Source organism: Subtercola lobariae, from assembly GCF_014640255.1.
Lineage (GTDB): Bacteria > Actinomycetota > Actinomycetes > Actinomycetales > Microbacteriaceae > Subtercola > Subtercola lobariae.
In genome coordinates, this window is record NZ_BMGP01000003.1 from 489990 (window position 1) to 515453 (window position 25464).

Consider the following 25464-nt stretch of genomic DNA (forward strand, 5'->3'; position numbering starts at 1 on the left):
GTGGTCATCGTATCGTTCGGTCGGAAGCCATGCCACGAGGCAGCCACTCGAACAGGATTCGGGCAGCCAGACATCCGCTCGACCGGCTATTCGACCGGCCGCGGTCGTAGACGAACGGTTGACGAGGCAATAGCGTTGGCACATGATCGAGTGCGTGGTGGAGGGCTGCCCGGGTGACCCGGTTGAGCGCCTCACGGTGGATTCGAACGGTCTGCTGCTCATCTACGCCATCTGCCGCGACCACGCCCTTCAGGTGCGTGACGGCTTTCAGGTGCGACAGCCGGCCGACTCGAGCAGAGGCCTGATCGGCCCGCGCTCGACCCCGCTGCCCTGACCGTCAGGCAGCTACGCGACGGCGACCTCGATGTGGCCGGGGGCCGCCGAATCGGCGCCGAAAACGAGGTAACGGTTGGCTATTTTGTCGGTGAAGAAGCGGTCGTGACTGACCACGACCACGGCGCCCGGAAAGTGCGCGAGGGCACGCTCCATGACCTGGATGCTCGGCAGATCGAGGTGGTTCGTGGGCTCATCGAGCAACAACACCGAGGCTCCCGAGAGTAAGCACTGCGCCATCGCTACCCGAGCGCGCTGCCCACCCGAGAGGTTGCCGATGCGCTGCTTCAGATCGGCCTCAGAGAACTGGAACATGGCGAGGAAGCGGCCGACCGATTTGCGGGTGGCGGTGAGCGCCAGACTGTCGGGCAGGGCATTCACTGCGTGAGTGAGGGTGTCTGCCTCGTCGAGATCGGCGAGCATCCGGTTGTAGGAGACGACTTTCACACCCTTCGGCCAGTCGGCGAAGCCCGAATCGGGGGCTACGTCGCCCGCGAGCACCTCGAGCAAGGTGCTTTTGCCGCTGCCGTTCGGGCCGAGAACGGCGATGCGGTGGCCGCGCCTGATCTCGAAGGTCAGGTCGCTGAACAGCGTTTTCGTGCCGAATGACTTGGTGAGGGCATCCACTCGGCAGAGCACGTCTTTCACGTGCAGCCCGCCGTAGATCTCGGTGATGATCTGGTCGACGGGGCGTGGGGCGCGTGACTTCTTGATGGTCGAGAGCTGTTTGGTCAGGCCGCGACCGGCCGAGTTTGCAACCTTCGTTGCTTTCACCGCCTCGCGGCGGTCGGAAATACCCTCGGCCTCGAACGCGAGCAGCTCAGACTCGTGCACGAACTGCGCCTCGAGCGTCTTCAGCCGAAACTGCTTCTGCACCACGTATTCGTCGAAATTGCCCGGGTACTCGTGCAGATGAAAGTTCTCGAGCTCGACGATGCGCGTCACGACGGCGTCGAGAAAAGTTCGATCGTGCGACACGATGATGGCGGCGCCGCGAAAGTCGCGAAACCAGCTCTCGAGCCATTCGACACCGGCCACGTCGAGAAAGTTGGTGGGCTCGTCGAGCAGCAGAACGTCAGGGTTTTCGAGCAGAATTTTGGCGAGCGCAGCTCGATTTCGCCACCCGCCCGACAGTTCGTCGATCGGGCAGACCCGATGCGGCTCGTCGAAACCGAGAGTGGTGAGCGCCTTGTCGATGCGGCGGCCGTAATCCCAGCCGTCGAGATGCTCCATTTGCTCGAACAGCTCGGCCTGACGATTGATCAGCGCGTCGAGGGCCGCGCCCGCTGCGGGGTCTGCAGCGGCGGCGGCGACCTCGGCGTCGATCGAAGCGAGTTCTGCCTCAATGAGGTGGATGCTCGCAAAGAGCCCCTCGAGCACTTCGGTGATCGACGCCGTGCCATCGAGCTCAGAGAACTGCGAGAAGTAGCCCAGGGTGAGGCCCGGGTCGAGCGCAATCGTTCCGCCATCGGGAGCGACCTGCTCGAGCGCGAGCTTCAACAGCGTCGACTTGCCCGAACCGTTGCGCCCGATCAGGCCCACCCTGTCTCGCGCTTCGAGGCGAAAAAAGGCTTCACGCAAGACCTGGTTGTTCTCGAAGCTCACGCTCACGTCGTTCATGCGGATGAGACTCATGTCGGCCTTCGTTGTTGGTCGCTCGAGGGTCGAGACTCTCGATGGTAGCCCCTGGCGGCCCCATCAGCATCGGGACGAGAGCGGACCGACCTGCTCCGAATCGACGGGCCAGCGAATGTCGAGCACATCGCCGGGTTGCACATTGAGCGGATCGGAGCACGGAAAGTTCACCCTGTCGACGTCTATCGTCTGCAGCTGAAACCGCGAAGCGATGGCGAGCACCTGATCGTTCTTCGCGACCACATAGCGATATTCATAGTCATTCACCTGAGTCGCGTGGCCGATGGCGAAGGGCTGGTCACCGGTGTCGTTCACCTCGGGCGTGTTCGCCGTATTGCCACCGTCGGTCTGGCCGCCCATTGCGTTCGGCGGTGTCGGCGGGGGTGGCGGGGGTGGCGGTTCGAGCGTGACCGTCGGCGTCGGGGTGGGCGTCGGGGTGGGCGTCGGAGTCGGGGTGGGCGTCGGAGTCGGCGTCGGCGTCGGCACGCTTGTCTGAACCGCCTCCAGATTCATGTTCGTCGAGCACGCGGCCAGCGACCCAGCGATGAGCGTTGTGACGGCGAGCGCGAGAAGTCGGCGGCGTAAAAGGTGGGGCACACCTTCATCTTGCCGATTGTACGAGCTCGGCGCAGTCCTCCATTTCGCCGACACGACGCGCTCCTGCGATCGCTCAGGTTGATCGCGCTGAAAGATCTGCCGGGCATCCTGAACCGACCCGCGTTCGCGCGCCCGGGCGATTCGTGGCAAGGGCGCTCAGTGCTCGCCCTTGATGACGAAGTACGAGCCGCGAATGGTGCCGGCGAGCTTCGACTTCTGGCGGGCGAACTTGAAGGCGGCGAGTTCGTCGGGAATCTCTATTCCGTCAGAGAGCTTGAAGCCCACCGCGCGCTTTCCGCCTTCTGCGACGTTGTACATCACGTTGATCGACAAGCCCGACTCGTAGAAGACGTAGGCCATGTGCAGGCCCTCGACCTCGAAGTCGGTTACCTCGAGGGCCGGTGAGGCGATGACGATGTTGCGTTCATCCTTCAGGATGCCCGTGATCCAGTCGAGCGTCTCAGGAGCTTCGGCCGCGGGGGTCACCGTGAACACGTGGTCGTATTTGTTCTTGTAGTAACGCGCCTCGTTGGCGCGCAGCCCTGCGAGAGCTTCAACGACAGGCGACGATTCGAGCCCCTCGGTCGAAACGTTTTGAAAGTCGACGGCGTACGACATGGATCCTCCTGATCGGCGACAGTGCACCTCCACGGTAGCGCGTCAGGCAGTCTGTTTCGACAAGACGAACTGCGCACCGCTGCCGATCGCGATTTCGACCTCGACATCACTGCCCACGGGCACGAAAGCGAACAGGCTGCTGCTGATCGAGAGCCCTCGGTCGTACACCTTATGCAGCCTCGTGTAGTCGGCCTCGCTGAGTACGAAGGTGCGGCCCTCGTATTCGAGTGCGTAAGTGGTCTCTGCCATGCAGGTAGGGTATCTCAGCGACTCGTCCACATGTGCTGCCCCTCGTCGGTTATCCACAGATGCCGTGGCATCAGCTGAACTCAGGGGCCCGACGAATCACAGTGGTCGCATGGGAATTCGCTACTACGCCTATCCGATCAACGCCGCCGATTACGAGCGGGCCCGGCAGAATCCGTGCCTCTTTCACGGCGACGACCCTCTTTTCGATGCCTGGGGGAAGGAGGAAGACCGACCAGACATGCTCTATCTCGACAAGTGCTGGCAGGAATTTCAGTACCTCTTCGGCGTATCGGAGTCTCGGCCGGCGCGGCCCGCCTTCATGCTGGTGCAAGGCGAGGTCGAATTCACGTCGACGGGATGGATCGCGTTTGAACGTGCACTCAGCCCCGCTCAAGTGAGAGAAGTGGCCGCTGACCTCGCGACGATCACCTCTGAAACGCTTCGCGCCGAAATCAGTGATCTCATGACTCTCAGACCTAACGAAACTTCCGAGCAGGAGTTCGATTACGTTTCGCCGCTCTTGGCCGACGCGAAGTCTTTCGTCAGCCGACTTGCCGAACAGGGCAAAGGGTTGGTCTATTTGATTGGCTGATCAGCGAGAATTTCGACTCGCGCTCCGACTGCTTCATACGTCGACCGTGCTCGTGCATCTCTCGTGACGAGAACCTCGTTGTGCTCACGCGCCGCTAGGGCGACAAGCCCGTCGTAGGTCGCTCCGCCCCATACTCCGTTACGCGCTAACTCGCGATGAGCTGATGCATAAGTCTCCGGAGAGAGCATCAGCAAATCTGGGTAGTTGTCGTCGATGAGCGAAACCGCGTCGACAGAAGCCACTCGTGAGTCTCCGGGGAGTCGAGTCAGCACCGAATACGTCTCGGCTAGAGCATGCCCACTCAACGCAAGCAAACGACCTGAAGCCCACGAAGCCACCCAGGGTGCGCCTCATGGGAGGCGACGAGAAGAGGAACTGAAACGCTCGTGTCAACAGCGAATCGAACGCTCGGGTTCACCGTCGCCCAGCGTCGATCAACGCGAACATGACATCATCGGAGACAGTTGTCGTCGACGAAGCGACGAGACGGCCGTCTTCTGCTCGCTCCAATCGGGCCGTACGACCCCCAGGCGTCACCTGTAAATCGTGGCCATATGCCGACACATCTACCTTCGAGCCGGGACGGAGGCCCGAGGCTTCTCTAAGGCTTGTGGGCAGCAGAAGTCGACCACCAGAGTCAGTTGTGGCTTCCATGGGAAAATTCTCCCGTTCGAATCCCATTAGTAACCAATCAGTTATCGACGCGACGCAGCTGCAATCCGGTGAGGAGGAGAACGGCGCCGAGGCCGGTGGCGAAAGCGCTCACGCCGTATGCCAACACGGAGGTCAGGAGAGATGTGCGCAGCGACGCCGCTGTCGAAAGGGCGGCGCTCTGCTTTCGCAGTTGGGCAGCCTCGTCGCTGCCCGAGTCGACCCCGCGTAGTGCCTCGCTGATGTCAGCGAAGGTGCGCCCGCCCGCGCCGCGCTCGGCGTTGCCCTTGATGACCAGGGCCTCGACGTAGGCCGTCGCGGGGCCTTGCACCCGCTTTCCGGCGAGTCTCGGTGCATTACCGGGCACCGTGATCTTTTCTGCGCGGAGCTGCTTCGTGACCGTCACCCAGGCACCGACTCCGGCGGCCACGAATAGTGCGCCCGAAGCAACGCTGATGCCCCCGACACGGTGAAGGGCTGAGGCAGCGGGCAAAGTCGACATCGAGCATCCTTTCGCGAGAAGGATCGCCCGACAACGGGGCGAAGATTTGCGCTCCAACTCTCAGTCGTTACTGTACCCATGAAACGCAGCGATGCCGGCCTCCCCAGGGAGACCGGCATCGGTGTGGTGCAGGAGAACGAGCGCCTAGAACTGGTTCATCGTGTTGTTCTCGCCGCCAGCCTTGAGGGCCGAGTCGCCTGCGAAGTACTCCTTGTGGTTGTCACCGATGTCGGAGCCGGCCATGTTCTGGTGCTTCACGGTGGCGATTCCCTCACGGATCTCGCGGCGCTGCACACCCTTGACGTAGGCGAGCATGCCCTGGTCGGCGAAGTAACCCTTGGCCAGGTCATCCGTCGACAGCGCGGCCGTGTGGTACGTCGGCAGGGTGATCAGGTGGTGGAAGATACCGGCCTGTGCCGAGCTGTCGCGCTGGAACGTGCGGATGCTCTCGTCGGCGACCTGAGCCAGCTCGGTGTCGTCGTACTCGACGCCCATGAGCTTGGTCGGGTCGTACGCCGAAACGTCTTTGCCCTGCTCGACGAAGTCGTTGTAGGCCTGCTGGCGGAAGCTGGCGGTCCAGTTGAACGACGGGCTGTTGTTGTAGACCAGCTTGGCGTTCGGGATGACCTCGCGAACCTTATTCATCATGCCGGCGATCTGGCCGATGTGCGGTTTCTCGGTCTCGATCCACAGCAGGTCGGCACCGTTCTGCAGCGACGTGATGCTGTCGAGCACGCAGCGCTCTTCACCGGTTCCCTCGCGGAACTGGAAGAGGTTGCTGGGCAGGCGCTTCGGCCGCACGAGCTTGCCGTTGCGCTTGATGACGACGTCGCCGTCGCTGAGCCCCGACTCGGGGATCTCTTCGACGTCGAGGAACGAGTTGTACTGGTCGCCGAGGTCACCGGGCGCGTGGCTCACGGCGAGCTTCTGCGTGAGCCCTGCGCCGAGCGAGTCGGTGCGAGAGACGATCACGCCGTTCTCGATTCCCAGCTCGAGAAACGCGTAGCGCACCGCGTTGATCTTGGCGATGAAGTCTTCGTGGGGAACAGTGACTTTGCCGTCTTGGTGGCCACACTGCTTCTCGTCAGAAACCTGGTTCTCGATCTGGAGGGCACAGGCGCCCGCCTCGATCATCTTCTTGGCCAGCAGGTATGTGGCCTCCGGGTTGCCGAAGCCGGCGTCGATGTCGGCGATGATCGGCACGACGTGAGTCTCGTAGTTGTCGATCTGCGCTTGGATGAGCTCGATCGAGGTCTCGTCGCCGGCGGCACGCGCGGCATCCAGCTGTGTGAACAGCAGGTCGAGCTCACGGGCGTCGGCCTGGCGGAGGAACGTGTAGAGCTCCTCGATGAGAGCTGGCACGGCCGTCTTCTCGTGCATGGACTGGTCGGGCAGCGGTCCGAATTCCGAACGCAGCGCGGCGACCATCCAGCCCGAGAGGTACAGGTAGCGCTTGTTGGTGGTCTTCAGGTGCTTCTTGATGGAGATGAGCTTCTGCTGGCCGATGAAGCCATGCCAGACGCCGAGCGACTGGGTGTAGACGGAGGAATCGGCGTCGTATTCGCCCATGTCTTTGCGCATGATGTCTGCGGTGTACTGGGCGATCTGAAGGCCTGTGCGAAAGCGGTTCTGGGCGCGCATGCGGGCGACCGACTCAGGGTTGATTGCATCCCAGCTGCTGCCGGCTTCCTGCTTCAGCGCTTCGACCTGGTCGATGTCATCTTGGTAAGCGGTCATGTTCTTCCTTCGTTATGAGTGCTCGTGCAGTGCACGTAAGACCACTCTGGGTGAAGAACACCGACTCATCACGCGAGGTCAGAACAGAACTTTCGCGATTTTTCTACGGCGCAGAAGAAGTGCTGTCGCCTTGGCTCAACGACCAACGCACCCGGTCAGACGTTGAAGCGGAACTCGACGACGTCGCCGTCGTGCATGACGTACTCCTTGCCCTCGATGCGGGCCTTGCCGCGGGAGCGGGCCTCGGCGAGGGAGCCGGCCGCGATGAGGTCGTCGAAGGAGACGATCTCTGCCTTGATGAAGCCCTTTTGGAAGTCGGTGTGAATGACGCCGGCCGCCTGCGGGGCCGTCCAGCCCTTGCCGATGGTCCAGGCGCGCGACTCTTTCGGGCCTGCGGTGAGGTAGGTCTGCAGGCCCAGGGTGTCGAATCCGATTCGGGCGAGCTGGTCGAGCCCGCTTTCGTCTTGGCCCGTGGAGGCCAAGAGTTCTGCGGCGTCTTCTGCGTCGAGGTCGATCAGCTCTGACTCGAGTTTTGCGTCGAGAAAGATGGCGGGCGCGGGGGCGACCAGGGCTGAGAGTGAGGCGAGAGCATCCGGGTCGCCCAGCACGGCCTCGTCGACGTTGAAGACGTAGATGAACGGCTTCGCGGTGAGCAGACCGAGTTCACGAATGGGTTCGAGGTCGAGTTTGCTGTCAGATGAGAGCGGCTTGCCGGCGTCGAGAATGGCCTGGGCGGCTCGTGCGGTTTCGAGAACGATGGGCTCGACGCGCTTCGTCTTGACTTCTTTTTCGTAGCGCGCCACGGCCTTTTCGAGGGTCTGCAGGTCGGCCAGAATCAGTTCGGTGTTAATGGTCTCGAGGTCTGACGCAGCGTCGACCTTGCCGTCGACGTGCACCACGTCAGGGTCGGCGAACCCGCGCACGACCTGCGCAATTGCATCGGCCTCACGGATGTTCGCGAGAAACTTGTTGCCGAACCCCTCCCCCTCGCTCGCACCCTTGACGATGCCCGCGATGTCGACGAACGACACGGGAGCCGCGAGAATGCGTTCGCTCGAGTACAGCTCGGCGAGCTTCTCGAGCCGCGCGTCGGGCAGGCTCACCACGCCCACGTTCGGCTCGATGGTGGCGAACGGGTAGTTCGCTGCCAGAACCTGGTTCTTGGTGAGCGCGTTGAACAGGGTGGACTTGCCCACATTGGGCAGCCCGACGATTGCAATAGTTAGAGCCACGAGGGTCTATCGTACTTCGCTGACACGGGCATCCGGATGCCCGCTGCCACACGTGAGCCCACTACGCCGTTGTGAGGCCGTTCTACCGGTCTCAATTGGGCGCAACGGCCTCAGTGATCGGACGCAAAAGCCGTGCCAGGGGCCGCGGAGCTAGTTCTGCGGGAAGCCCAGGTTGATGCCGCCGTGCGACGGGTCGAGCCAGCGCGACGTGATGGCCTTCTGACGGGTGAAGAAGTGGAAGCCGTCGGCGCCGTAGGCCTTCGTGTCGCCGAAGATGGAGTCTTTGAATCCGCCGAAGGAGTAGTAGGCCACGGGAACCGGAATCGGCACGTTGATGCCGATCATGCCCACCTCGGCTTCGTTCTGAAAGCGGCGGGCCGCTCCCCCGTCATTGGTGAAGATGGCCGTTCCGTTGCCGTACCGTGAGGCGTTGATGAGCGCCAGGCCATCGTCGTAGGAGGCGACGCGCACGATCGACAGTACCGGGCCGAAGATCTCGTCGGTGTAGACCCGCGACGAGGTCGTGACGTTGTCGATGAGGGTGGGGCCGAGCCAGAAGCCGTTCGCGTCGCCGTCGACCTCGATGCCGCGGCCGTCGATGACGAGCGAGGCACCGTCTTCGAGCGCGATGTCGAGGTACGACGACACCTTGTCGCGGTGCGCCTCGGTGACGAGCGGGCCCATGTCGCAAGCGCGACGCCCGTCGCCGACCACGAGGCCGGCCACGCGCGACTGGATCTTCGCGATGAGCTCGTCGGCGACGGGCTCGACCGCGACGACCACCGAGATAGCCATGCAGCGCTCGCCTGCCGAACCGAAACCGGCGTTGACGGCTGCGTCGGCCGCGAGGTCGAGATCGGCGTCGGGCAGCACGAGCATGTGGTTCTTGGCTCCGCCGAGGGCTTGCACCCGCTTGCCGTGCTGGGTTGCCGTCTCGTAGACGTAGTGGGCGATGGGGGTCGAGCCTACGAACGAGATGGATTTGACGTCGGGGCTGGTGAGCAGGCCATCCACTGCCTCCTTGTCACCGTGCAGAACGTTCAGCACGCCGTCGGGCAGCCCGGCCTCCTGGAAGAGAGCGGCAAGCCAATTCGCCGAAGACGGGTCTTTTTCGCTGGGCTTCAGCACGACTGTGTTGCCCGCCGCAATGGCGATGGGAAAGAACCACAGCGGAACCATCGCCGGAAAGTTGAAGGGACTGATAACGCCGACCACGCCGAGGGGCTGGCGAGTCGAATAGACATCGACGCCGGTCGACACATTCTCTGAATACTCGCCTTTGATGAGGTGCGGAAAACCGGTGGCGAACTCCACTACTTCGAGCCCGCGGGTGATCTCGCCGGCCGCGTCTGAGAGCACCTTGCCATGCTCGCTCGTCAGAATCTCGGCGAGTTCGTCTCGGCGGCTCGACAACAACTCGCGAAACCGAAACAGAATCTGCTGCTTACGCGCCAGCGAGGTGTCGCGCCACGCGGGGAACGCGGCCTTCGCGGCATCGATGGCCGCCTCGATCTCGGCGGCATTGGCGAGTGCCACGCTTTTGGTCTGCACGCCGAGCGCGGGGTCGTAGACCGGCGCCGTTCGCCCGCTCGCACTCACGTATTCGGTGCCGTTGATGAAGTGGTTGACGACGGGCAGTGCCGAATCTGACATTGAATCCTGTTTCTTCGTTGTGAGGTGTTCTCGAACACCCTAATACGCATTCGTGGCGGCGGGCCGACCAGCCTCCGAGCCAGTGTCGGATGCTGCTGAGACACTGTTTTCATGCAGACACTCGTACCGCTACTGATCACCCTCATTGTTGGGGGCGCCGCCGGTTTTCTCATCGGCTGGCTCATTCGTGCGCGCCGGGCCGAGACCTCGGCGGGAGGCAATGCGGCCAGCGCCGCAACCGCCGAGAGCGTCGCCGAGCTCGTAGAACTGCAGAATCTGCGCACCACCGCCGAGGTGACGGCGGCCGGCCTGCGTGAGCAGCTCGCGCTCACACAAGCCCACTCGGCCGAACAAGCTGCCGAAGCTCGCTCTCGAGTCACAGAACTCCGCGAGCAGACGGATGCTCAGCTCGCCGACTCGCGCAGCAGAGTGCTCGAAGCCAGAGCGCAGACCGATGCCCAACTTCAGCAAGAGCGTGAGCACTTCGCCGAACGCCTTGCCGAGCAAGAGACGCTTTTTCGCGAGCAGATCGCCACGAAAGACGTGCAGTATCGCGCCCAGATCGCCCAGCAAGAAGAGCGGCTCGTCGAGTTTCAACAGCGCCTGGCCGAGGTTCAACAGGCAGAGGCCGAGCGGGTGAAATCAGACGGCAAGGTGCTGGTTGCGCTCAGCCCCGTGCAAGAGAGCCTGCGGCTGGTTCAGGCGAAGGTCACCGAACTCGAAGAGCAGCGCCGGCAGCAGCACGGCGAACTCAGCCAGCAGCTGAAGTCGGCCACCGAGTCGGAAGAGCGGCTGCGAAACACGGCAGAGTCACTCGCTTCTGCGTTGCGCTCGAACAGCACGCGTGGGGTCTGGGGCGAGACCCAGCTGCGCAACGTGGTGGAGGCCGCTGGGTTGCTCGACCGCGTCGACTTCGAGGTGCAGTCGACTCTCGTGAGCGACAACGGTGCGGGTCGCCCCGACATGGTGGTGCATTTGCCGGGCGGTAAGAACATCGCCGTGGATGCGAAGGTACCCTTCAACGCGTACCTCGAGGCGAGCCAGATTCCCGCCACTGCTACCGGTGCCGAAGGCGCCCGCCGCTCCGAACTGCTGAAAGCGCACGTCAAAGCGGTGCGCGATCACATCACCACGCTGGGCACGAAGGGGTACTGGGCGGGGCTGGATGCTTCGCCGGAGTTGGTGGTGGCGTTCATCCCGAGCGAATCGCTGATTTCGACCGCGATGGAGGCTGATCCGAGCATCATGGACTTCGCGTTCAGCAAGCGGGTGGCACTCGTGTCGCCCGTGACGCTGTGGTCGCTGCTGAAGACCGTTGCGTTCAGCTGGCAGCAAGACGTGCTGACGCACGAAGCGAAGACGCTCTTCGACCTCAGCAAAGAACTGTATTCGCGGCTCGCCGTGACGGCGTCGCACATCGAGAAGCTCGGCAGCACCATCGACCGCACGGTGAAGCATTACAACGCGTTCATTGGTTCGTTCGAGCGCAACGTCTACTCGACGGCGCGCAAGCTGAACTCGCTCGACGAGTCGATCGTGCTGAAGCCGCTCGAGCCCATCGAGGAGAAGGCGCGCGACGTCACCAGTCCCGAACTCGTGGCGCAGCTCGAGCTCGAAGACGACCTGAGTTCGGTAGATCTGTTGCACAGAGGTGACCGCTCGGCTCAGCCCCGCCTGATCTGAGCCGCACATGCTTTGTGAGCCCATTACGCCGTATCGAGCCGGGTGTAGTGGGCTCAAAAGGAGTAAAGGGCTCACGACGCAAGAATCGCCGCGTCAGACGATCTATTGCGGCGGGCGAACTGTCACGGCGGGCGAGTCGAGGCCTTAGAGCCAGCGCGAAACGAGGTGGTCGGCCTCAATGCGGCGGATGGTGCCCGAGTGCGAGCGCAGGACGATCGACTCGGTGCGGATGATCGGGCCGAGCCGCTTCACGCCGGCGACGAGTCCGCCGTCGGTCACGCCAGTTGCCACGAAGAAGGTGTTGTCGCCCGATACGAGATCGTTCGCCTCGTAGAGCTTGTCGATGTCGAGACCGGCGTCGATACCCTTCTGGCGCTCATCGTCGTCTTTCGGGGCGAGCCTGGTCTGAATGAATCCGCCGAGCGCCTTGATGGCACAAGCCGTGGCCACGCCCTCTGGGCTGCCGCCGATGCCGACGCACATGTCGATGCGGGTGCCGTAGCGCGCCGCGTTGATGCCGCCGGCAACGTCACCGTCGAGCATGAGTCTCGTGCCCGCACCTGTTGCGCGGATGTCTTCGATGAGCTGCTGGTGCCGCGGCCGGTCGAGCACTGCCACGCGAATGTCGCCGACAGCCTTGCCCTTGGCCTTTGCGAACGCGCGGATGTTGTCGCCGATGGGCCGATCGATGTCGATCACTCCGAAACCGTCGCCGTCGGTCACGATCTTGTTCATGTAGAACACCGACGACGCATCGAGCATTGTGCCGCGGTCGGAGGCGGCCAGCATCGAGATGGCGTTCTGACGACCCGCAGCCGTGAGCGACGTGCCGTCGATCGGGTCGACCGCGATGTCGCACGACGGGCCGCGGCCGGTGCCGACGTGCTCGCCGTTGAAGAGCATCGGGGCCTTGTCTTTCTCGCCCTCACCGATCACGATCACGCCGTCGAAGTCGACCGTGCCGAGGAACGCGCGCATAGCGTCGACAGCCGCGCCATCGGCGGCGTTCTTGTCGCCCTTGCCGATGAACGGCTGCGCACGAATGGCAGCTGCCTCTGTCGCTCGAACCAACTCGAGGGCCAGGTTGCGGTCGGGGTGCTCGTAGAGGGGTGTGCTGTCAGCGGTCATGGCTCCCAGCGTAGCGCTCAGGCCACCTCAGCGTAGCGCTCGGGCCACCTTGCGCGCTTTCGCTAGACTCGGTTCTGTACGCAGGCCGGCGCGCCGCCATCGCGCCCACCAAAGGAGATGACATGCCCATTGCAACGCCCGACCAGTATGCCGAAATGCTCGACAAAGCCAAGTCAGGCGGGTTCGCCTACCCGGCCGTCAACGTTTCGTCGTCTCAGACGCTGAACGCCGTGTTGCAGGGGCTCTCTGATGCCGGATCTGACGGCATCATTCAGGTCACCACCGGCGGCGCCGACTATTTCGCCGGTCAGCGCGCGGTCTCCCCCACCGGCAGCGCCCGCGCGACGGGTGCACTCGCGTTCGCTGCATTCGCGCACGAGGTCGCGAAGAATTACCCCATCACGGTGGCGCTACACACCGACCACTGCCCGAAGAACGCGCTCGACACCTTCGTTCTGCCGCTGATCGCAGCGAGTGAGGCCGAGGTCAAGGCCGGCCGCGAGCCCATCTTCCAGTCGCACATGTGGGACGGCTCGGCTGTTCCCCTCGACGAGAACCTCACCATCGCCGAAGACATGCTGAAGCGCGTCAAGGCCATCAACGCCATTCTCGAGGTCGAAATCGGCGTCGTGGGCGGCGAAGAAGACGGCGTGAGCCACGACATTAACGAGCACCTGTACACCACGGTGTCGGATGCTCTGGCCACCGTCGAAGCGCTCGGACTCGGTGAGAACGGCCGGTACATGGCCGCCCTCACCTTCGGCAACGTGCACGGCGTGTACAAGCCCGGCAACGTGAAGCTTCGCCCCGAGCTGCTCAAAGAGATTCAAGACGGCGTCTACGCGAAGTACGCCTCGACTCTCGGCGACAACACCAAGCCGTTCGACCTCGTCTTTCACGGCGGATCAGGCTCAACCGACGCCGAGATCACCGAGGCCGTCTCGAACGGCGTCATCAAGATGAACATCGACACCGACACCCAGTACTCGTTCACCCGCTCTATTGCCGACACGATGTTCACCAACTATTCAGGTGTGCTCAAGGTCGACGGCGAAGTGGGCAACAAGAAGATCTACGACCCGCGTGCCTGGGGCAAGCTGGCCGAGACCCACATGGCCTCACGTGTCGTCGAGGCCACCGAGCAACTCGGCTCTGCCGGCCATTCGGGCAAGTAACGCCGTCAGCGAACCAAGACGTGACCCGCACTGATGAGTGACGACCGGCCGAAGCCGAAATACGGCGAACTCGCCCCGGAGGGCTGGACGTGGACGCCTCCTGCTCCCCCGGCGGAGTCGGACGTGCCTGTCCCGTCGGGCTCGCAGCAAGATCCGGGCGCGGAGGCTCCCCGAGACGACACCCGTTCGGCAGCACCCTACTCCGCACCGCTCACGCCTTACCCCCGCACGACCGGGTCGTCGATTTCGGCGAACAGCGGCGACAACCCCGCTCGGAAGCCTGTCAACACGATCGATGTTGTGGCGACTGGGCTACTGCTTCTGGTGGGCGTGCTGCTGTCGGCGAGCACGATTCCGGCGCTATTTAACCTCAACCCTGTGCTGACGCAGGCCGCGGCCATGCAGGGTTACGGGTCGTTCGCGCCATCGGAAGCCGCTCATACCGCGGGCACGATTGCGGGTGTCGTCACGATCATCCTGCAGCTGCTTGCCATTGTTGTGGGCGTACGACGGCTGCAACGCCGCAAACTCGCCTTCGTCTGGGTGCTGCTTTTCGGCATCGTCACGTTCGCGGTGTGGATCGCGGCCATCACGTACGCGTTCTTCAACGACCCGGCGTTCGTGCAGCAGATCATGTCGACGACGAAGGCCGGCTGACTGCGAGCTCACTCGGTCTGACCGCAAACCCTCAGGCACCCCGAAGCATTCTGAGCTGCATGAGCAATTCGGGCGAACGCCGGTCATAGAGCGCCCCGCCGCGCCGAATTCCGAGCACAGCGAAGAAGGCACCAAGCACCACCCCGACGACCAACCCGGCCCAGCCGAGCAGCACCGAACCGGTGAGAACTGCAGCAACGGCCAGTGCTATCTCGGGCAGTGTCAGCAGCAACAGGATGCCCCAGATCGCGAATGCACTGAGCGCAGTGGTGAACCCGGCTCCCGGTGCCGATTTGAACGGGTTATCGCCCGCACCGGGCACCGGAATCACGATGCGCGCCGACGACACCGCGGTCAGCCCGATTCCCGAGAGCATGACGCCGAGCGCCAGGCCGCCGATGGGCGGCAGGAGCGCCCATGACCCGGTGACCGCCACCGACGCGATGGTGAGCACGATCACGATCGGCAGCGCGATGACGCCGAGCGCAGCGGCTCGCCCGAGCCGATCGTCGCGCCCCCGAACGCCGTCGGCCAGATGAGTGGCGAAAGCGGTTCCGTCGTACGATACGTCGGCGTACGTGCTCAGCGCGAGCAGAAACGCGATGAGCGGCCCGGTCAGGTTCAGCAGCGCAAGCGAATGAAAAGTGCTCGAGTAGAAATACAGCAGAACGGGTATCAACGGCACCACGATCAGCTGGCGAGCGTAACGCGGGTCACGCAGCCAGTAGGTGAGCGAGCGAGCCGCCACCGCGCCCGCCGGGCTGGCCGGCAGCACCCCGAACAAGCCGATTTTTCCCCGAGCCACCTGCTTTCTGGCGTTTGAGGGCGGCGTGACGAGCGCAATGGCGAGGCTCCGCCGCCAGATGAACACCAGTAGCGCGAGCGTCACCAGCGTGATGGCGAACTTCAGGGCGGCAGCCCCGACATCGCCGGTGGCGAGATCGGCCGGCACCGACCACGGCGCACCGAGCGGAGTGAAGCTCAGCGCTCGAGCCACGGCCGGCAGCGTGTCAGCCGAGCTCCGAATGCCCTGCGTCACCCCGAAAATGATCGGCCCGAGCAAGATGAGCGGAATGAAAATGAGAATGCCCGAGAGTTCGCGAAAGCGCCGCCGCGACGAAAGCGAGACACTGAGCGCTGCGATCATCCGCGACCCGACAACGCAGATGAGCACGCCGAGCGCCGCGCAGACCACCGCTGCGACTGCCGCGAACGGGTATCTGATCCAGGTGCCGAGGGTGGCGAGCGCCGCGATAGAGGTGATGATGCCGGGAATGCCCAGTACGCCCGCGAGCGTCAGCCCGAGAAGGAGCTTCGACATGGGCAACGGAAACTGAACGAGCCGCGCGGGCTCGAGGGTCTGCTCGATTCCCGTTGCCACCAGCGGAATCAGAATCCAGCCGAGAATCAGCGCTGAGCCGGCGAGAACCACGATGGTGCTGGCGAGTTGGATGCTCGCGAAACCGAGCGCGATGAGGCCCACCACGGCGAAGACCAACACCCCCACCCCGTAGAGACCGCCGATGATCACCGCGACCAGCTGCCACGGGCTGCGTTTCAGCGAGTTCGCCAGAACCCGAAACCGCAGTCTCAGGAGTGTCGTAACCACTCGGGCCCCTCGGAGTGGTGCCGCCCGCCCACGAGTTCGACGAAGCGGTCTTCAAGCGACGAGTCACCGCGAACCTCGTCGACGGTGCCCGCGGCAAGCACTCGCCCGGCCGAGACGACGGCCACGTGGTCGCACATACGCTGCACCAGATCCATCACGTGACTCGACACGATGACGGTGCCGCCGCCCTTCACGTACTCAGTGAGCATGTCGCGAATGTTCGCGGCCGAAACCGGGTCGACCGACTCGAACGGTTCGTCGAGCACGAGTAGTTTCGGCGCGTGCACGAGAGCGCAAGCCAGGGCGATCTTCTTGGTCATGCCGGCCGAATAATCGACCACCGGCGTGCCAGCCGCACTTTCCAGGTCGAGCAGGCGCAGCAAGTCGCCCACGCGTTCGGCCACCGTTGCTCGATCCATTCCGAACAGCAGGCCGTTGTACGTGACGAGCTGTTCGCCGGTCAGCCGGTCGAAGAGTTTCACGCCATCAGAAAGGTTGCCCACGAGCTGTTTCGCTTCGAGTGGCCGCCGCCACATGTCGACTCCGTGGATGATCGACTGCCCGGCATCGGGCCGCAACAACCCCGTGGCCATCGAGAGCGTGGTGGTCTTGCCCGCGCCGTTCGGCCCGACCAGGCCGTACAACGAGCCGGTAGGCACCGTCAGGCTGAGTTTGTCGACGGCGAGTTTCTCGCCGAACCGCTTGGTCAGCCCGCGCAATTCGAGGGCGGCCACCGGGAGGTCAGAGTGCACAACGATCTCCTTGTCGTCGCCTGCAGCCTAAGCGGAAGCGGCGGCCACGCCAACGTCTTGCGCCGCCGTCGGGCGTTGCGATAAGGAAGGGGCGGGTTACGGCCTCGTTCGCCCGCCGATGGCTCGGGCATCCGTGTTGCCCGTGGGGCCCTGACGCAACTCTTTCGGCAGCGAGAAGATCAGGTCTTCTTCGGCCGTCTGCACGGTCTCGATGTCGCCGTAGCCAGCCCCTGCCAGGTCGTCGAGCAGTTCTTGAACGAGAACTTCGGGTACGGATGCCCCTGACGTGACGCCGACCGTGTTCACACCGTCGAGCCACTCTTGTTTCACCTCGTGCGCGTAGTCGACGCGGTAGGCGGCTTTCGCCCCGTACTCGAGTGCCACCTCGACCAGACGAACAGAGTTCGAGGAGTTGGCCGAGCCCACCACAATCACCAGGTCGCTGTCTTTGGCGACCTTCTTGATGGCCACCTGGCGGTTCTGGGTGGCGTAGCAGATGTCGTCGCTCGGGGGGTCTTGCAGGTTCGGAAAACGAGCGCGCAGGCGCCGCACGGTCTCCATGGTCTCGTCGACGCTCAATGTGGTCTGCGAGAGCCAGACCACCTTGTCGGGGTTGCGCACCTGAATGGTGTCTGCCTCTTCTGGGCTGCCAACGAGCGTGGTGTGCTCGGGCGCCTCGCCTGCTGTGCCTTCGACCTCTTCGTGGCCTTCATGGCCGATGAGCAGAATCTCGAAATCGTCGCGGGCGAACCGCACCGCCTCGCGATGCACCTTCGTGACCAGCGGGCAGGTCGCGTCGATGGCCTGAAGCTGCCGGTCGGCGGCGCCCTGCACGACCGCGGGCGAAACGCCGTGGGCGCTGAAGACCACGTGCGAGCCGTGCGGCACCTCATCGACCTCGTCGACGAAGATCGCGCCCGCCTTTTCGAGGGTGGCCACGACGTGGATGTTGTGCACGATCTGTTTGCGCACGTACACCGGTGCTCCGTAGCGCTCGAGCGCCTTCTCAACGGCCACGACGGCGCGGTCGACACCGGCGCAGTACCCCCGTGGAGCGGCCAGCAGCACCTTCTTGGCGCCGATGACAGGGGTATCGTTTAGCCTGTTGCGAACGCCGGGCATTCTCGGCATGGGCAGGCTGATGGTTGTGTCGCTCACCCTACGATTCTAGGTGCAGGAGGTACCACCATGGCCGAAGCGCCGAGCTTCGCCGAGGGCCCGCCCACGTTCGAGAACCCGTGGCCGGTGGGCTATTTCTCGGGCAAAATCAAGTCGTACATCGACAGACTGGGCACCGCGTGGGTCGAGGGTGAGATCACCCAATGGGGTGTCAGCGGCGGCAATATCTACGGCAAACTCAAAGACACCAGCGAAGACGTGACCGTCGGGTTCAACATCTGGTCGTCGGTGCGCTCGAAGCTTCCTGCCGACCTCAAGCAGGGCGATCGTGTCATCGCGCTCGTCAAGCCGAACTATTGGCTCAAGGGCGGCACGCTCAGCATGCAGGTGTTCGAGATGCGGCACCTCGGCCTCGGCGACCTGCTCGAGCGCCTCGAGCGGCTGCGTCGCCAGCTCGCCTCAGAGGGGTTGTTCGATGAGTCGCGCAAGAAGCGGCTGCCTTTTCTGCCTGGCTGCATCGGGCTGATCACCGGCAAAGACAGCGATGCGGAGAAAGACGTACTGCGAAACGCTCAGCTGCGCTGGCCGTCGGTGTCGTTTCGGGTCGTGCACGCGGCCGTTCAGGGCGATCGAGTGCCGCGCGAGGTTGCTGCAGCGATAAAGACGCTCGACGACGATGCTGAGGTCGACGTGATCATTGTGGCGCGCGGCGGCGGTGACTTTCAGAACCTGCTCGGGTTCAGTGACGAGTCAGTGGTACGCGCGGCGGCCGCCTGCCGAACACCGCTGGTGAGCGCCATCGGGCACGAGGCCGACAGACCACTTCTTGACGAGGTGGCAGACCTTCGGGCATCCACCCCCACCGACGCGGCGAAACGGCTAGTGCCCGACGTGTCTGAAGAGCTCAACAAGGTGGAGCAGGCCCGCGCCAGGCTCAGCCTGCGTGTCACGGCGTTCGTGCGCTCGGAGATCGATCGCATCGAACAGGTGCGTTCGCGGCCGGTGCTCCAGAACGCGAGCTGGATCGTCGACACGCGCGCAGAAGACCTCACCCGTTACGTTTCGCGGGGGGTCGAACTGATGAACCGCGTGCTCGAACGTGCTGGCACGACCACAAGCGAGCTCAGCGCGCGGCTACGCACACTGTCTCCGCAAAGCACTCTCGACCGCGGGTACGCCATCGTGCAGCGCGCCGACGGCGGCCCGGGCGGCAGCGGCAGTTCGGGCCAGGGCAGCCGAGCCGGTCACATTGTCAGACGGCCAGTGGATGCTCCGCTTGACTCCTCCCTCACAATCACCCTTGCCAGCGGAGCTCTGCGAGCACGCTCTGAAGGTGAGCTCGAGACCTCGACTCATCGGTAAGATTGAAGCCATGCCCACGTCACCGACCAATACTGACGCGCGCGCCGGTCAGCCGGGCGACGTCAGCGCACTCAGCTACGAAGAGGCTCGAGACGAGCTCGTTCGTGTCGTAGCCGAGCTCGAGCGCGGCGCCGCCACCCTCGAGCAGTCACTCGGCCTGTGGGAGCGCGGCGAGGCGCTGGCCGCTCGCTGCGAGGAGTGGCTCATCGGGGCCAAGTCGCGGCTCGATGCCGCGCGCGCCGCGGGGCATTCCGCCGACGGCTCCGCCTCCTCGCCGTCGTCTTCGTCTTCGTCTTCTTCACGCGCAGCGGTAACAGAGTAGGCGCGCGGTGAGTTCGAACGGCACAGTCTCGAGGCGGCAGAAGCCGCCGCAGGTGGTCGCCGAACTCGGCAGGCCCGAAACTCCCGACGAAACCGCCGCGCGCAAGGCCGAGAATTCTCGCAAGTACCGGGCCAACAAGACCATCAACAACCTCTGGTTGTCGCTGATCGTGTGCGTCGCCGTGGTGATCGTCATCGTGCTGCTCGTGCCGCGCGACAACACATCGCACTTGCCGCCGGTCGACTATCGTTCGATCGCTTCGAGCGCTCAAGCGGCCTTCCCCGTTCCCGTGGCCTCGCCCGATTTGCCCAGCACCTGGAGTGCGAACGCCGCCGAGATCAGGTCGAGCACCGGGGCGACTGCGGCCGCCACTGTTCCGTACTGGTACATCGGCCTCGTCACCCCGAGCAACGCCTACATCGGGCTCGAACAAGCAGTTACGACCCCGACGAACGGCGGAACTGACGCCTGGCTCGCCGAGCAACTGCACGACACCGCGGCCACAGACACCGTGACCATCGATGGCGTGCAGTGGACGGTGTACGACAACCGGCAGACTCCGAACGACGTGGGTAACGCCAGTTACGCGCTCAGCACTCAATCGGGTGCCACCACCTACGTGCTGCTCGGCACGGCGACGACAGAGGAGTTCACCCAGGTGGCCGAATCGATCACCCCGAACATCCAGTCGCAGCCGGCGACGGCGGTGGTCGGCCAGTGAGCGTGACGACGCCCACGTCGGCCTGGGCCGAAATGGTTCGCGGCAACGAGCGATTCGTGCTCGGGCACCCTCGGCACCCCCGGCAAGACGTCGACCGTCGCCATGAGCTCGCCACCGGTCAGAACCCGCATGCCGCACTCTTCGGTTGCGCCGACTCGCGCCTTGCCGCTGAGATCATCTTCGACAAGGGCCTCGGCGACCTCTTCGTGGTTCGAAATGCGGGTCAGGTCATGTCTGAGTCGGTCGTGGGCAGCCTCGAATACGCAGTGGGCGTGCTGAACGTGCCGCTCATCGTGGTGCTCGGGCACGACGCGTGCGGTGCCGTAGCGGCAGCCATTGCGTCACAAGACCCCGAGACTCCCCCGCTGCCCCCGCACATCGCGCACCTGGTCGACAAGATTGTGCCCGCCATCACGCAGGTGGCCGAGGAGGCAGAGGCCGAGCATCCAGGCAGCGGAGTGAACCCGGCGTCGGCCGACCCGCAGAAGGTGGGCAAGTATCACCTGCGAGACACCGTCGCCGAGCTTCTTGAGACCTCAGAAATGATCACCGAGGCCATCGCCGAGGGGCGGCTGGCCATCGTCGGCGCCAACTACCGCCTTGCCGAGGGTCAGGTGGTACCCGACATCATCGTGGGGGCCGTCGACCAACCTGCGGCGTAAGAATGGCGCAAGACTGGCGTCAGCCTTCGGCAGCGAACAGACACAAGCACCCAGAATCACACCCACAACATCACACCCCCAGCGCGCCCCTGCATGGATAGCGGGCGACAAATGAAAGGAAGACCACGAAGTGGTGGAGAACTCTACTGACACCGAGTACCGCATCGAGCACGACACGATGGGCGAGGTGCGAGTGCCCGCCAGTGCGCTCTACGGGGCGCAGACCCAGCGGGCGGTCGAGAACTTTCCCGTGTCGGGCGATGTGCTCGAGGTTGCCCAGATCACGGCTCTCGCGCGCATCAAGAAGGCCGCCGCGCTGGCCAACGAGAAGCTCGGCGTACTCGACTCCGGCATCGCAACCGCCATCGCTGCTGCCGCCGACGACGTCATCGCCGGCGGATACGCCGACCAGTTTCCCATCGACATCTACCAGACCGGTAGCGGCACCTCGACGAACATGAACATGAACGAGGTTCTGGCTTCGCTCGCATCGACCCGGTTGGGCTCGAAGGTTCACCCGAACGACCACGTCAATGCTTCGCAATCGTCGAACGACGTCTTTCCCACGTCGGTGCACGTCGCCGTCACGGGCGCACTCATCAACGACCTCATTCCGTCACTGACCCACCTCGCCGAGGCGCTCGAAGTGAAGCAAGAGCTGTGGAAGACGGCCGTGAAGTCGGGCCGAACCCACCTGATGGATGCCACACCCGTCACGCTCGGGCAAGAATTCGGTGGCTACGCGTCACAGGTTCGCCTCGGCATCGAGCGCGTGCAAGGCACGCTGAGGCACGTCGCCGAGGTTCCGCTCGGCGGAACGGCTGTGGGCACCGGAATCAACACGCCCGCCGGCTTCCCCCAGCTCGTCATCAGCCTGCTGGCCGAAGAGACCGAACTGCCTATTACCGAAGCGCGCGACCACTTCGAGGCCCAGGGCGCCCGTGATTCGCTCGTCGAGGCATCCGGTGCCCTGCGTGTTCTCGCGGTGAGCCTCACCAAGATCTGCAACGACCTGCGCTGGATGGGCTCAGGCCCGAACACCGGGCTTGGCGAACTGCACATCCCCGACCTTCAACCCGGCTCGTCAATCATGCCCGGCAAAGTGAACCCCGTCATTCCCGAGGCCGTGCTTCAGGTGTGCTCGCGAGTGATCGGTAACGATGCGACCATCGCCTGGTCGGGCGCTTCAGGTGCGTTCGAGCTGAACGTGGCCATTCCGGTCATGGGCACGGCGCTGCTCGAGTCGATTCGGCTGCTGTCGAGCTCGTCGGTGCTGCTCGCCGACAAGACCGTCGACGGCTTGCAGGCGAACCTCGCTCGCGCGCTTGCGCTCGCGGAGTCGTCGCCGTCGATCGTCACACCGTTGAACCGCATTATCGGGTACGAGGCCGCTGCCAAGATCGCGAAGCACTCGGTCGCCCAGGGCATCACCGTTCGCGACGCTGTGATCGACCTCGGCTTCGTGGAGCGCGGCGAGGTCACCCTCGAGCAGCTCGACAGCGCGCTCGACGTGCTCTCGATGACACGGCCGCCCCAGGCGAAGTAGCCTCACCCAGCGGAGGGCGCCTGTGGATAACTCCCGGGCGCCCTCCGCTGTTTGTTTTAGGGTCGAGCCATGCTCTTCTGGCTCGCACCACTCATCGTCATTGCAGGCATCACTGCACCCCTTGTCATGTCTGACGTCACCCGGCTTCGGCTGCCCAACCGGCTGATTCTTGTCGGCTACGTCGCCTTCGCGTGCGCCGCCGAGCTCCACACGCTGACGGCCCCATCGAACGGTGCGCTGTCGAAGAGTGCTCCATCGCCTGCACTCGTCTGCCTGGCGACCCTCGTCGGCGCAGGTGGCCTGTGGATGCTCGGTGCCATCGGCATGGGCGACGTCAAGCTCATGGGGCTGCTGGCCGGCTGCCTCCAGCTGCTACCGAGTGCGAACGCTCCCCCGCTACCGGCGGTTGCCGCGGGCGCGACCCTGTTGCTGATCGCGCCCGCGGCACTCTTAGCGTTCTCCTACGGTCGCCACAGCTTGCCACTGGGCCCGTTTCTGCTCGCCGGGTTCTGGCTGGCTGTGCTCGTCTGGGCTGGCCTGGGCTGACCCGATCAGCTTAAGGCCGGCTCGTCTGGCTAGGCCAGTTCGTTCGACTCCAGCATCTCGGTGACGAGCGCGGCGATCGCCGAACGCTCTGAACGCGTCAGGGTGATGTGGCCGAAGAGTGGATGCCCCTTCAGAGTCTCAATGACAGAAGCGACACCGTCATGACGGCCCACCCTCAGGTTGTCGCGCTGAGCGACATCGTGAGTGAGCACGACACGCGAGTTCGACCCGATTCGAGAAAGCACCGTCAGCAGAACATTACGTTCGAGCGATTGCGCTTCATCGACGATCACGAACGCGTCGTGCAGCGACCGACCGCGAATGTGGGTGAGCGGCAACACCTCGAGAATGCCGCGCTCTACCACCTCGTCGAGCACGTTCTGCGAAACGAGCGAACCCAACGTGTCGAACACGGCCTGAGCCCACGGGTTCATCTTTTCTGACGCGTCGCCTGGCAAGAAGCCGAGCTCCTGTCCACCGACCGCGTAAAGCGGCCTGAACACCATGATCTTCTTGTGCTGCTGCTTCTCGAGCACTGCTTCGAGGCCAGCGCAGAGGGCCAGAGCAGACTTCCCTGTACCGGCTCGACCCCCCAGCGAGATGATGCCCACTTCTGGGTCGAGTAGCATGTCGATCGCCACCCGCTGCTCTGCCGAACGACCGTGCAGGCCGAACACGTCGCGGTCGCCGCGCACTAGCTGAAAGCTCCGTTTTCCGTTGACGCGGCCGAGAGCTGATCCTCTGTCTGAGTGAATGACCAGCCCGGTGTTGATGGGCATGTCTTTCACGAGATCGGTCTGCATACCCTCGTGCTCGTAGAGCTTCGACATGTCTGAGGCACTCAGGGTGATGTCGTCAAGCCCCGTCCATCCTGAATCGACGGCGAGTTCTGCGCGATACTCTTCGGCGGCGAGACCAATCGAGGCTGCTTTCACGCGCAACGGCAGGTCTTTCGACACCACCGTGACGTCAAGACCGTCGTTCGAGAGGTTGAGCGCAACGGCGAGAATACGCGAGTCGTTGTCCTGCAATTGCAAGCCAGACGGCAGCACAGACATGTTCGAGTGGTTCAGCTCGACGCGTAAGCTGCCGCCGGCGTCTCCGACAGCTATCGGAAAGTCGAGTCGCTCGTGCAGCACCCGCAGCTCATCGAGGTTTCGAAGCGCTTGGCGAGCAAAATATCCGATCTCCGGGTCGTTTCGTTTCGATTCGAGTTCAGAGATGACCACCACCGGCAAGACCACAGGATGTTCGGCGAACCGAAAAATAGCCTTGGGGTCAGACAACAAAACCGAGGTATCTAACACGTAGGTACGCTCGGCTTGAATTGCGCTGGTGGTGACGGACTTTTGAGTTTTCTGATCGGGCACAAGTACTCCAACCCCGGCCCGCGAAATGCGGCGCCGGATCTCTTTCCGGCGAAACGGCCCCGCAGTCTCTTTCAAGACCAGGTTGGTATCGAAACGTACTTATGTGGCCGTTTCGATCAGGTGCCATACCTGATGAGACCAAGCTACGGCTCGAACCTCCGAGTTAGGTAACGACACGCGACTTCGGAGATTAACTCTGTGTTACGTCGCTGCAGGTCAGCTGCCGTAACGGCGGTGGCGCCGCGAATAGTCGCGCAGCGCGCGCAAAAAATCGACCTGGCGAATGTCAGGGCCGAGGGCCTCCATGAAGTAGAACTCGCTGTGCGCGCTCTGCCAGAGCATGAAATCGCTCAGCCGCTGTTCGCCAGAGGTGCGAATGACGAGGTCGGGGTCGGGCTGGCCGCCGGTGTAGAGGTTGGCGCTAATCAGGTCTTCGTCGAGGTTGGCGGCGAGGTCTTCGAGCGAATGCCCCGCGGCCTGATGCGTGCGAATGATGCTGAGTACCGCATCCGCTATCTCGCTGCGGCCCCCGTAGCCCACAGCGAGGTTCACGTGCAGGCCCGTGTTGCCGGTTGTCTGCTCTTCGGCCGAAGTGAGGGCGGAGACGAGCCGGGGAGGCAATCCCTCGTTGCTGCCGACGTGCTTGATGCGCCAGTTGCGGTAGGTCGCAAGCTCTTCTGCCAGCTGAGCGATGATTTCGATCAGCTCGGTGAGTTCATCGGTGCTGCGGCTCTTCAGGTTGTCGGTCGAGAGCAGATAGAGCGTCGCTACCGAGATTCCGAGGTCGTCGCACCATTCCAGAAATTCGATGACCTTGGCGGCGCCGGCGCGATGCCCGTGTGCCGCGGTCGCCAGAAAGTTCTGTTTCGCCCACCGCCTGTTGCCGTCGATGATCATGGCGACGTGATGCGGCATCTCGCCGGCCTCAAGTTCACGGCGAAGTCGCTTTTGGTAGAGCCCGTAAAGCAATCCACGTGCCGGTGAGCCCTGCCTGTTTGCCACGAAGCTACGCT

26 protein-coding genes are annotated in these 25464 nt (G+C 63.8%); 11 read left to right on the forward strand and 15 right to left on the reverse strand.

The window, feature by feature from the left end:
• The first annotated feature begins 142 nt into the window (after positions 1 to 142).
• A complete protein-coding gene (locus tag IEX24_RS10240; RefSeq protein WP_188677717.1) occupies positions 143 to 334 on the forward strand; it encodes a hypothetical protein in 192 nt (63 codons plus the stop codon).
• 11 nt (positions 335 to 345) lie between these two features.
• Here IEX24_RS10240 and IEX24_RS10245 read toward each other — a convergent pair whose 3' ends face one another.
• From IEX24_RS10245 to IEX24_RS10260, 4 genes are all read right to left on the reverse strand, one after another.
• Positions 346 to 1968 carry an ABC-F family ATP-binding cassette domain-containing protein gene (locus tag IEX24_RS10245; RefSeq protein WP_188677721.1) on the reverse strand — a complete coding sequence of 541 codons (1623 nt, stop codon included), beginning with the start codon at positions 1966 to 1968 and terminating at the stop codon, positions 346 to 348.
• Between the two features lie 63 nt (positions 1969 to 2031).
• The gene (locus IEX24_RS10250) at positions 2032 to 2565 is read right to left on the reverse strand and encodes a hypothetical protein (RefSeq protein WP_188677724.1); all 534 of its coding nucleotides are present in this window, start codon (positions 2563 to 2565) and stop codon (positions 2032 to 2034) included.
• Positions 2566 to 2721: 156 nt separating this feature from the next.
• Positions 2722 to 3183: a DUF8821 family protein gene (locus IEX24_RS10255; RefSeq protein ID WP_188677727.1), complete on the reverse strand. Its 462-nt coding sequence runs from the start codon at positions 3181 to 3183 to the stop codon at positions 2722 to 2724.
• A 42-nt stretch (positions 3184 to 3225) separates the two neighbouring features.
• Positions 3226 to 3432, reverse strand: a complete 207-nt coding sequence (locus IEX24_RS10260; protein WP_188677731.1) for a hypothetical protein — start codon at positions 3430 to 3432, stop codon at positions 3226 to 3228.
• A 109-nt stretch (positions 3433 to 3541) separates the two neighbouring features.
• Here IEX24_RS10260 and IEX24_RS10265 point away from each other — a divergent pair, with 109 nt between their 5' ends.
• Positions 3542 to 4024, forward strand: a complete 483-nt coding sequence (locus IEX24_RS10265; protein ID WP_188677734.1) for a DUF1877 family protein — start codon at positions 3542 to 3544, stop codon at positions 4022 to 4024.
• Here the strand turns inward: IEX24_RS10265 and IEX24_RS20040 are convergent.
• The 5 genes from IEX24_RS20040 to IEX24_RS10290 form a co-directional block, all read right to left on the reverse strand.
• Positions 4009 to 4362: a PIN domain-containing protein gene (locus tag IEX24_RS20040; protein ID WP_203585903.1), complete on the reverse strand. Its 354-nt coding sequence runs from the start codon at positions 4360 to 4362 to the stop codon at positions 4009 to 4011. The genes IEX24_RS10265 and IEX24_RS20040 overlap by 16 nt on opposite strands.
• A gap of 353 nt (positions 4363 to 4715) precedes the next feature.
• Positions 4716 to 5177, reverse strand: a complete 462-nt coding sequence (locus IEX24_RS10275) for a hypothetical protein (RefSeq protein WP_188677736.1) — start codon at positions 5175 to 5177, stop codon at positions 4716 to 4718.
• Between the two features lie 144 nt (positions 5178 to 5321).
• The gene (locus IEX24_RS10280) at positions 5322 to 6914 is read right to left on the reverse strand and encodes an isocitrate lyase (RefSeq protein WP_188677739.1); all 1593 of its coding nucleotides are present in this window, start codon (positions 6912 to 6914) and stop codon (positions 5322 to 5324) included.
• A 155-nt stretch (positions 6915 to 7069) separates the two neighbouring features.
• Positions 7070 to 8146, reverse strand: a complete 1077-nt coding sequence (gene ychF / locus IEX24_RS10285) for a redox-regulated ATPase YchF (RefSeq protein WP_188677742.1) — start codon at positions 8144 to 8146, stop codon at positions 7070 to 7072.
• Positions 8147 to 8296: 150 nt separating this feature from the next.
• Positions 8297 to 9799: a CoA-acylating methylmalonate-semialdehyde dehydrogenase gene (locus IEX24_RS10290; protein ID WP_275411842.1), complete on the reverse strand. Its 1503-nt coding sequence runs from the start codon at positions 9797 to 9799 to the stop codon at positions 8297 to 8299.
• Positions 9800 to 9910: 111 nt separating this feature from the next.
• Here IEX24_RS10290 and IEX24_RS10295 point away from each other — a divergent pair, with 111 nt between their 5' ends.
• Positions 9911 to 11482, forward strand: coding sequence for a DNA recombination protein RmuC (locus IEX24_RS10295; RefSeq protein ID WP_188677745.1), 1572 nt, complete (start codon positions 9911 to 9913; stop codon positions 11480 to 11482).
• A 144-nt stretch (positions 11483 to 11626) separates the two neighbouring features.
• Here the strand turns inward: IEX24_RS10295 and glpX are convergent, their stop codons facing one another.
• Positions 11627 to 12619, reverse strand: coding sequence for a class II fructose-bisphosphatase (glpX, locus tag IEX24_RS10300; protein WP_372435708.1), 993 nt, complete (start codon positions 12617 to 12619; stop codon positions 11627 to 11629).
• 113 nt (positions 12620 to 12732) lie between these two features.
• Between glpX and fbaA the strand changes: the two genes are divergently transcribed.
• Complete coding sequence (gene fbaA / locus IEX24_RS10305; protein ID WP_188677752.1) at positions 12733 to 13785, forward strand: class II fructose-bisphosphate aldolase; 1053 nt, start codon at positions 12733 to 12735, stop codon at positions 13783 to 13785.
• 33 nt (positions 13786 to 13818) lie between these two features.
• Entirely contained in the window at positions 13819 to 14442 is a 624-nt protein-coding gene (locus IEX24_RS10310) for a DUF6264 family protein (RefSeq protein WP_188677755.1), read from the forward strand.
• Between the two features lie 31 nt (positions 14443 to 14473).
• Here IEX24_RS10310 and IEX24_RS10315 read toward each other — a convergent pair whose 3' ends face one another.
• The 3 genes from IEX24_RS10315 to IEX24_RS10325 all read right to left on the reverse strand — a co-directional run bounded on the left by IEX24_RS10315 (position 14474) and on the right by IEX24_RS10325 (position 17934).
• Positions 14474 to 16051: a transporter gene (locus IEX24_RS10315; protein WP_188677759.1), complete on the reverse strand. Its 1578-nt coding sequence runs from the start codon at positions 16049 to 16051 to the stop codon at positions 14474 to 14476.
• The gene (locus IEX24_RS10320) at positions 16033 to 16803 is read right to left on the reverse strand and encodes an ABC transporter ATP-binding protein (RefSeq protein WP_229715224.1); all 771 of its coding nucleotides are present in this window, start codon (positions 16801 to 16803) and stop codon (positions 16033 to 16035) included. The genes IEX24_RS10315 and IEX24_RS10320 overlap by 19 nt, the downstream gene beginning before the upstream one ends.
• 96 nt (positions 16804 to 16899) lie before the next feature.
• Positions 16900 to 17934, reverse strand: coding sequence for a 4-hydroxy-3-methylbut-2-enyl diphosphate reductase (locus IEX24_RS10325; RefSeq protein WP_188678218.1), 1035 nt, complete (start codon positions 17932 to 17934; stop codon positions 16900 to 16902).
• A 57-nt stretch (positions 17935 to 17991) separates the two neighbouring features.
• Between IEX24_RS10325 and xseA the strand changes: the two genes are divergently transcribed.
• The 6 genes from xseA to IEX24_RS10355 all read left to right on the forward strand — a co-directional run bounded on the left by xseA (position 17992) and on the right by IEX24_RS10355 (position 23081).
• The gene (gene xseA / locus IEX24_RS10330; protein WP_188677763.1) at positions 17992 to 19284 is read left to right on the forward strand and encodes an exodeoxyribonuclease VII large subunit; all 1293 of its coding nucleotides are present in this window, start codon (positions 17992 to 17994) and stop codon (positions 19282 to 19284) included.
• 10 nt (positions 19285 to 19294) lie between these two features.
• Complete coding sequence (locus tag IEX24_RS10335; protein WP_188677765.1) at positions 19295 to 19606, forward strand: exodeoxyribonuclease VII small subunit; 312 nt, start codon at positions 19295 to 19297, stop codon at positions 19604 to 19606.
• Between the two features lie 7 nt (positions 19607 to 19613).
• On the forward strand, positions 19614 to 20327 hold the full coding sequence (locus tag IEX24_RS10340) for a DUF4245 domain-containing protein (protein WP_188677768.1): 714 nt from the start codon (positions 19614 to 19616) through the stop codon (positions 20325 to 20327).
• A 32-nt stretch (positions 20328 to 20359) separates the two neighbouring features.
• Positions 20360 to 20989 (forward strand): carbonic anhydrase, encoded by a 630-nt coding sequence (locus IEX24_RS10345; RefSeq protein WP_239082907.1) that lies wholly within the window; start codon positions 20360 to 20362, stop codon positions 20987 to 20989.
• 133 nt (positions 20990 to 21122) lie between these two features.
• Entirely contained in the window at positions 21123 to 22535 is a 1413-nt protein-coding gene (locus IEX24_RS10350) for a class II fumarate hydratase (protein WP_188677774.1), read from the forward strand.
• 69 nt (positions 22536 to 22604) lie between these two features.
• Positions 22605 to 23081 carry a prepilin peptidase gene (locus IEX24_RS10355; protein ID WP_188677777.1) on the forward strand — a complete coding sequence of 159 codons (477 nt, stop codon included), beginning with the start codon at positions 22605 to 22607 and terminating at the stop codon, positions 23079 to 23081.
• Between the two features lie 29 nt (positions 23082 to 23110).
• Here the strand turns inward: IEX24_RS10355 and phoH2 are convergent, their stop codons facing one another.
• Positions 23111 to 24451 (reverse strand): RNA 5'-3' helicase PhoH2, encoded by a 1341-nt coding sequence (phoH2, locus tag IEX24_RS10360; protein ID WP_229715225.1) that lies wholly within the window; start codon positions 24449 to 24451, stop codon positions 23111 to 23113.
• A gap of 216 nt (positions 24452 to 24667) precedes the next feature.
• Complete coding sequence (locus tag IEX24_RS10365; protein ID WP_188677779.1) at positions 24668 to 25453, reverse strand: isoprenyl transferase; 786 nt, start codon at positions 25451 to 25453, stop codon at positions 24668 to 24670.
• Between the last annotated feature and the right edge of the window lie 11 nt (positions 25454 to 25464).

What these genes read in the sequence shown, in the direction of transcription:
- IEX24_RS10355 (WP_188677777.1), top strand. Translation starts at nt 22,605, where the DNA reads ATGCTCTTCTGGCTCGCACCACTCATCGTCATTGCAGGCATCACTGCA.
- IEX24_RS10245 (WP_188677721.1), bottom strand. Translation starts at nt 1,968, where the DNA reads ATGAGTCTCATCCGCATGAACGACGTGAGCGTGAGCTTCGAGAACAAC.
- IEX24_RS10335 (WP_188677765.1), top strand. Translation starts at nt 19,295, where the DNA reads ATGCCCACGTCACCGACCAATACTGACGCGCGCGCCGGTCAGCCGGGC.
- IEX24_RS10310 (WP_188677755.1), top strand. Translation starts at nt 13,819, where the DNA reads ATGAGTGACGACCGGCCGAAGCCGAAATACGGCGAACTCGCCCCGGAG.
- IEX24_RS10290 (WP_275411842.1), bottom strand. Translation starts at nt 9,799, where the DNA reads ATGTCAGATTCGGCACTGCCCGTCGTCAACCACTTCATCAACGGCACC.
- IEX24_RS10255 (WP_188677727.1), bottom strand. Translation starts at nt 3,183, where the DNA reads ATGTCGTACGCCGTCGACTTTCAAAACGTTTCGACCGAGGGGCTCGAA.
- xseA (WP_188677763.1), top strand. Translation starts at nt 17,992, where the DNA reads ATGGCCGAAGCGCCGAGCTTCGCCGAGGGCCCGCCCACGTTCGAGAAC.
- fbaA (WP_188677752.1), top strand. Translation starts at nt 12,733, where the DNA reads ATGCCCATTGCAACGCCCGACCAGTATGCCGAAATGCTCGACAAAGCC.
- IEX24_RS10265 (WP_188677734.1), top strand. Translation starts at nt 3,542, where the DNA reads ATGGGAATTCGCTACTACGCCTATCCGATCAACGCCGCCGATTACGAG.
- IEX24_RS10280 (WP_188677739.1), bottom strand. Translation starts at nt 6,914, where the DNA reads ATGACCGCTTACCAAGATGACATCGACCAGGTCGAAGCGCTGAAGCAG.
- IEX24_RS10240 (WP_188677717.1), top strand. Translation starts at nt 143, where the DNA reads ATGATCGAGTGCGTGGTGGAGGGCTGCCCGGGTGACCCGGTTGAGCGC.
- IEX24_RS10295 (WP_188677745.1), top strand. Translation starts at nt 9,911, where the DNA reads ATGCAGACACTCGTACCGCTACTGATCACCCTCATTGTTGGGGGCGCC.
- IEX24_RS10260 (WP_188677731.1), bottom strand. Translation starts at nt 3,432, where the DNA reads ATGGCAGAGACCACTTACGCACTCGAATACGAGGGCCGCACCTTCGTA.
- IEX24_RS10325 (WP_188678218.1), bottom strand. Translation starts at nt 17,934, where the DNA reads ATGCCGAGAATGCCCGGCGTTCGCAACAGGCTAAACGATACCCCTGTC.
- IEX24_RS10275 (WP_188677736.1), bottom strand. Translation starts at nt 5,177, where the DNA reads ATGTCGACTTTGCCCGCTGCCTCAGCCCTTCACCGTGTCGGGGGCATC.
- IEX24_RS10345 (WP_239082907.1), top strand. Translation starts at nt 20,360, where the DNA reads ATGGTTCGCGGCAACGAGCGATTCGTGCTCGGGCACCCTCGGCACCCC.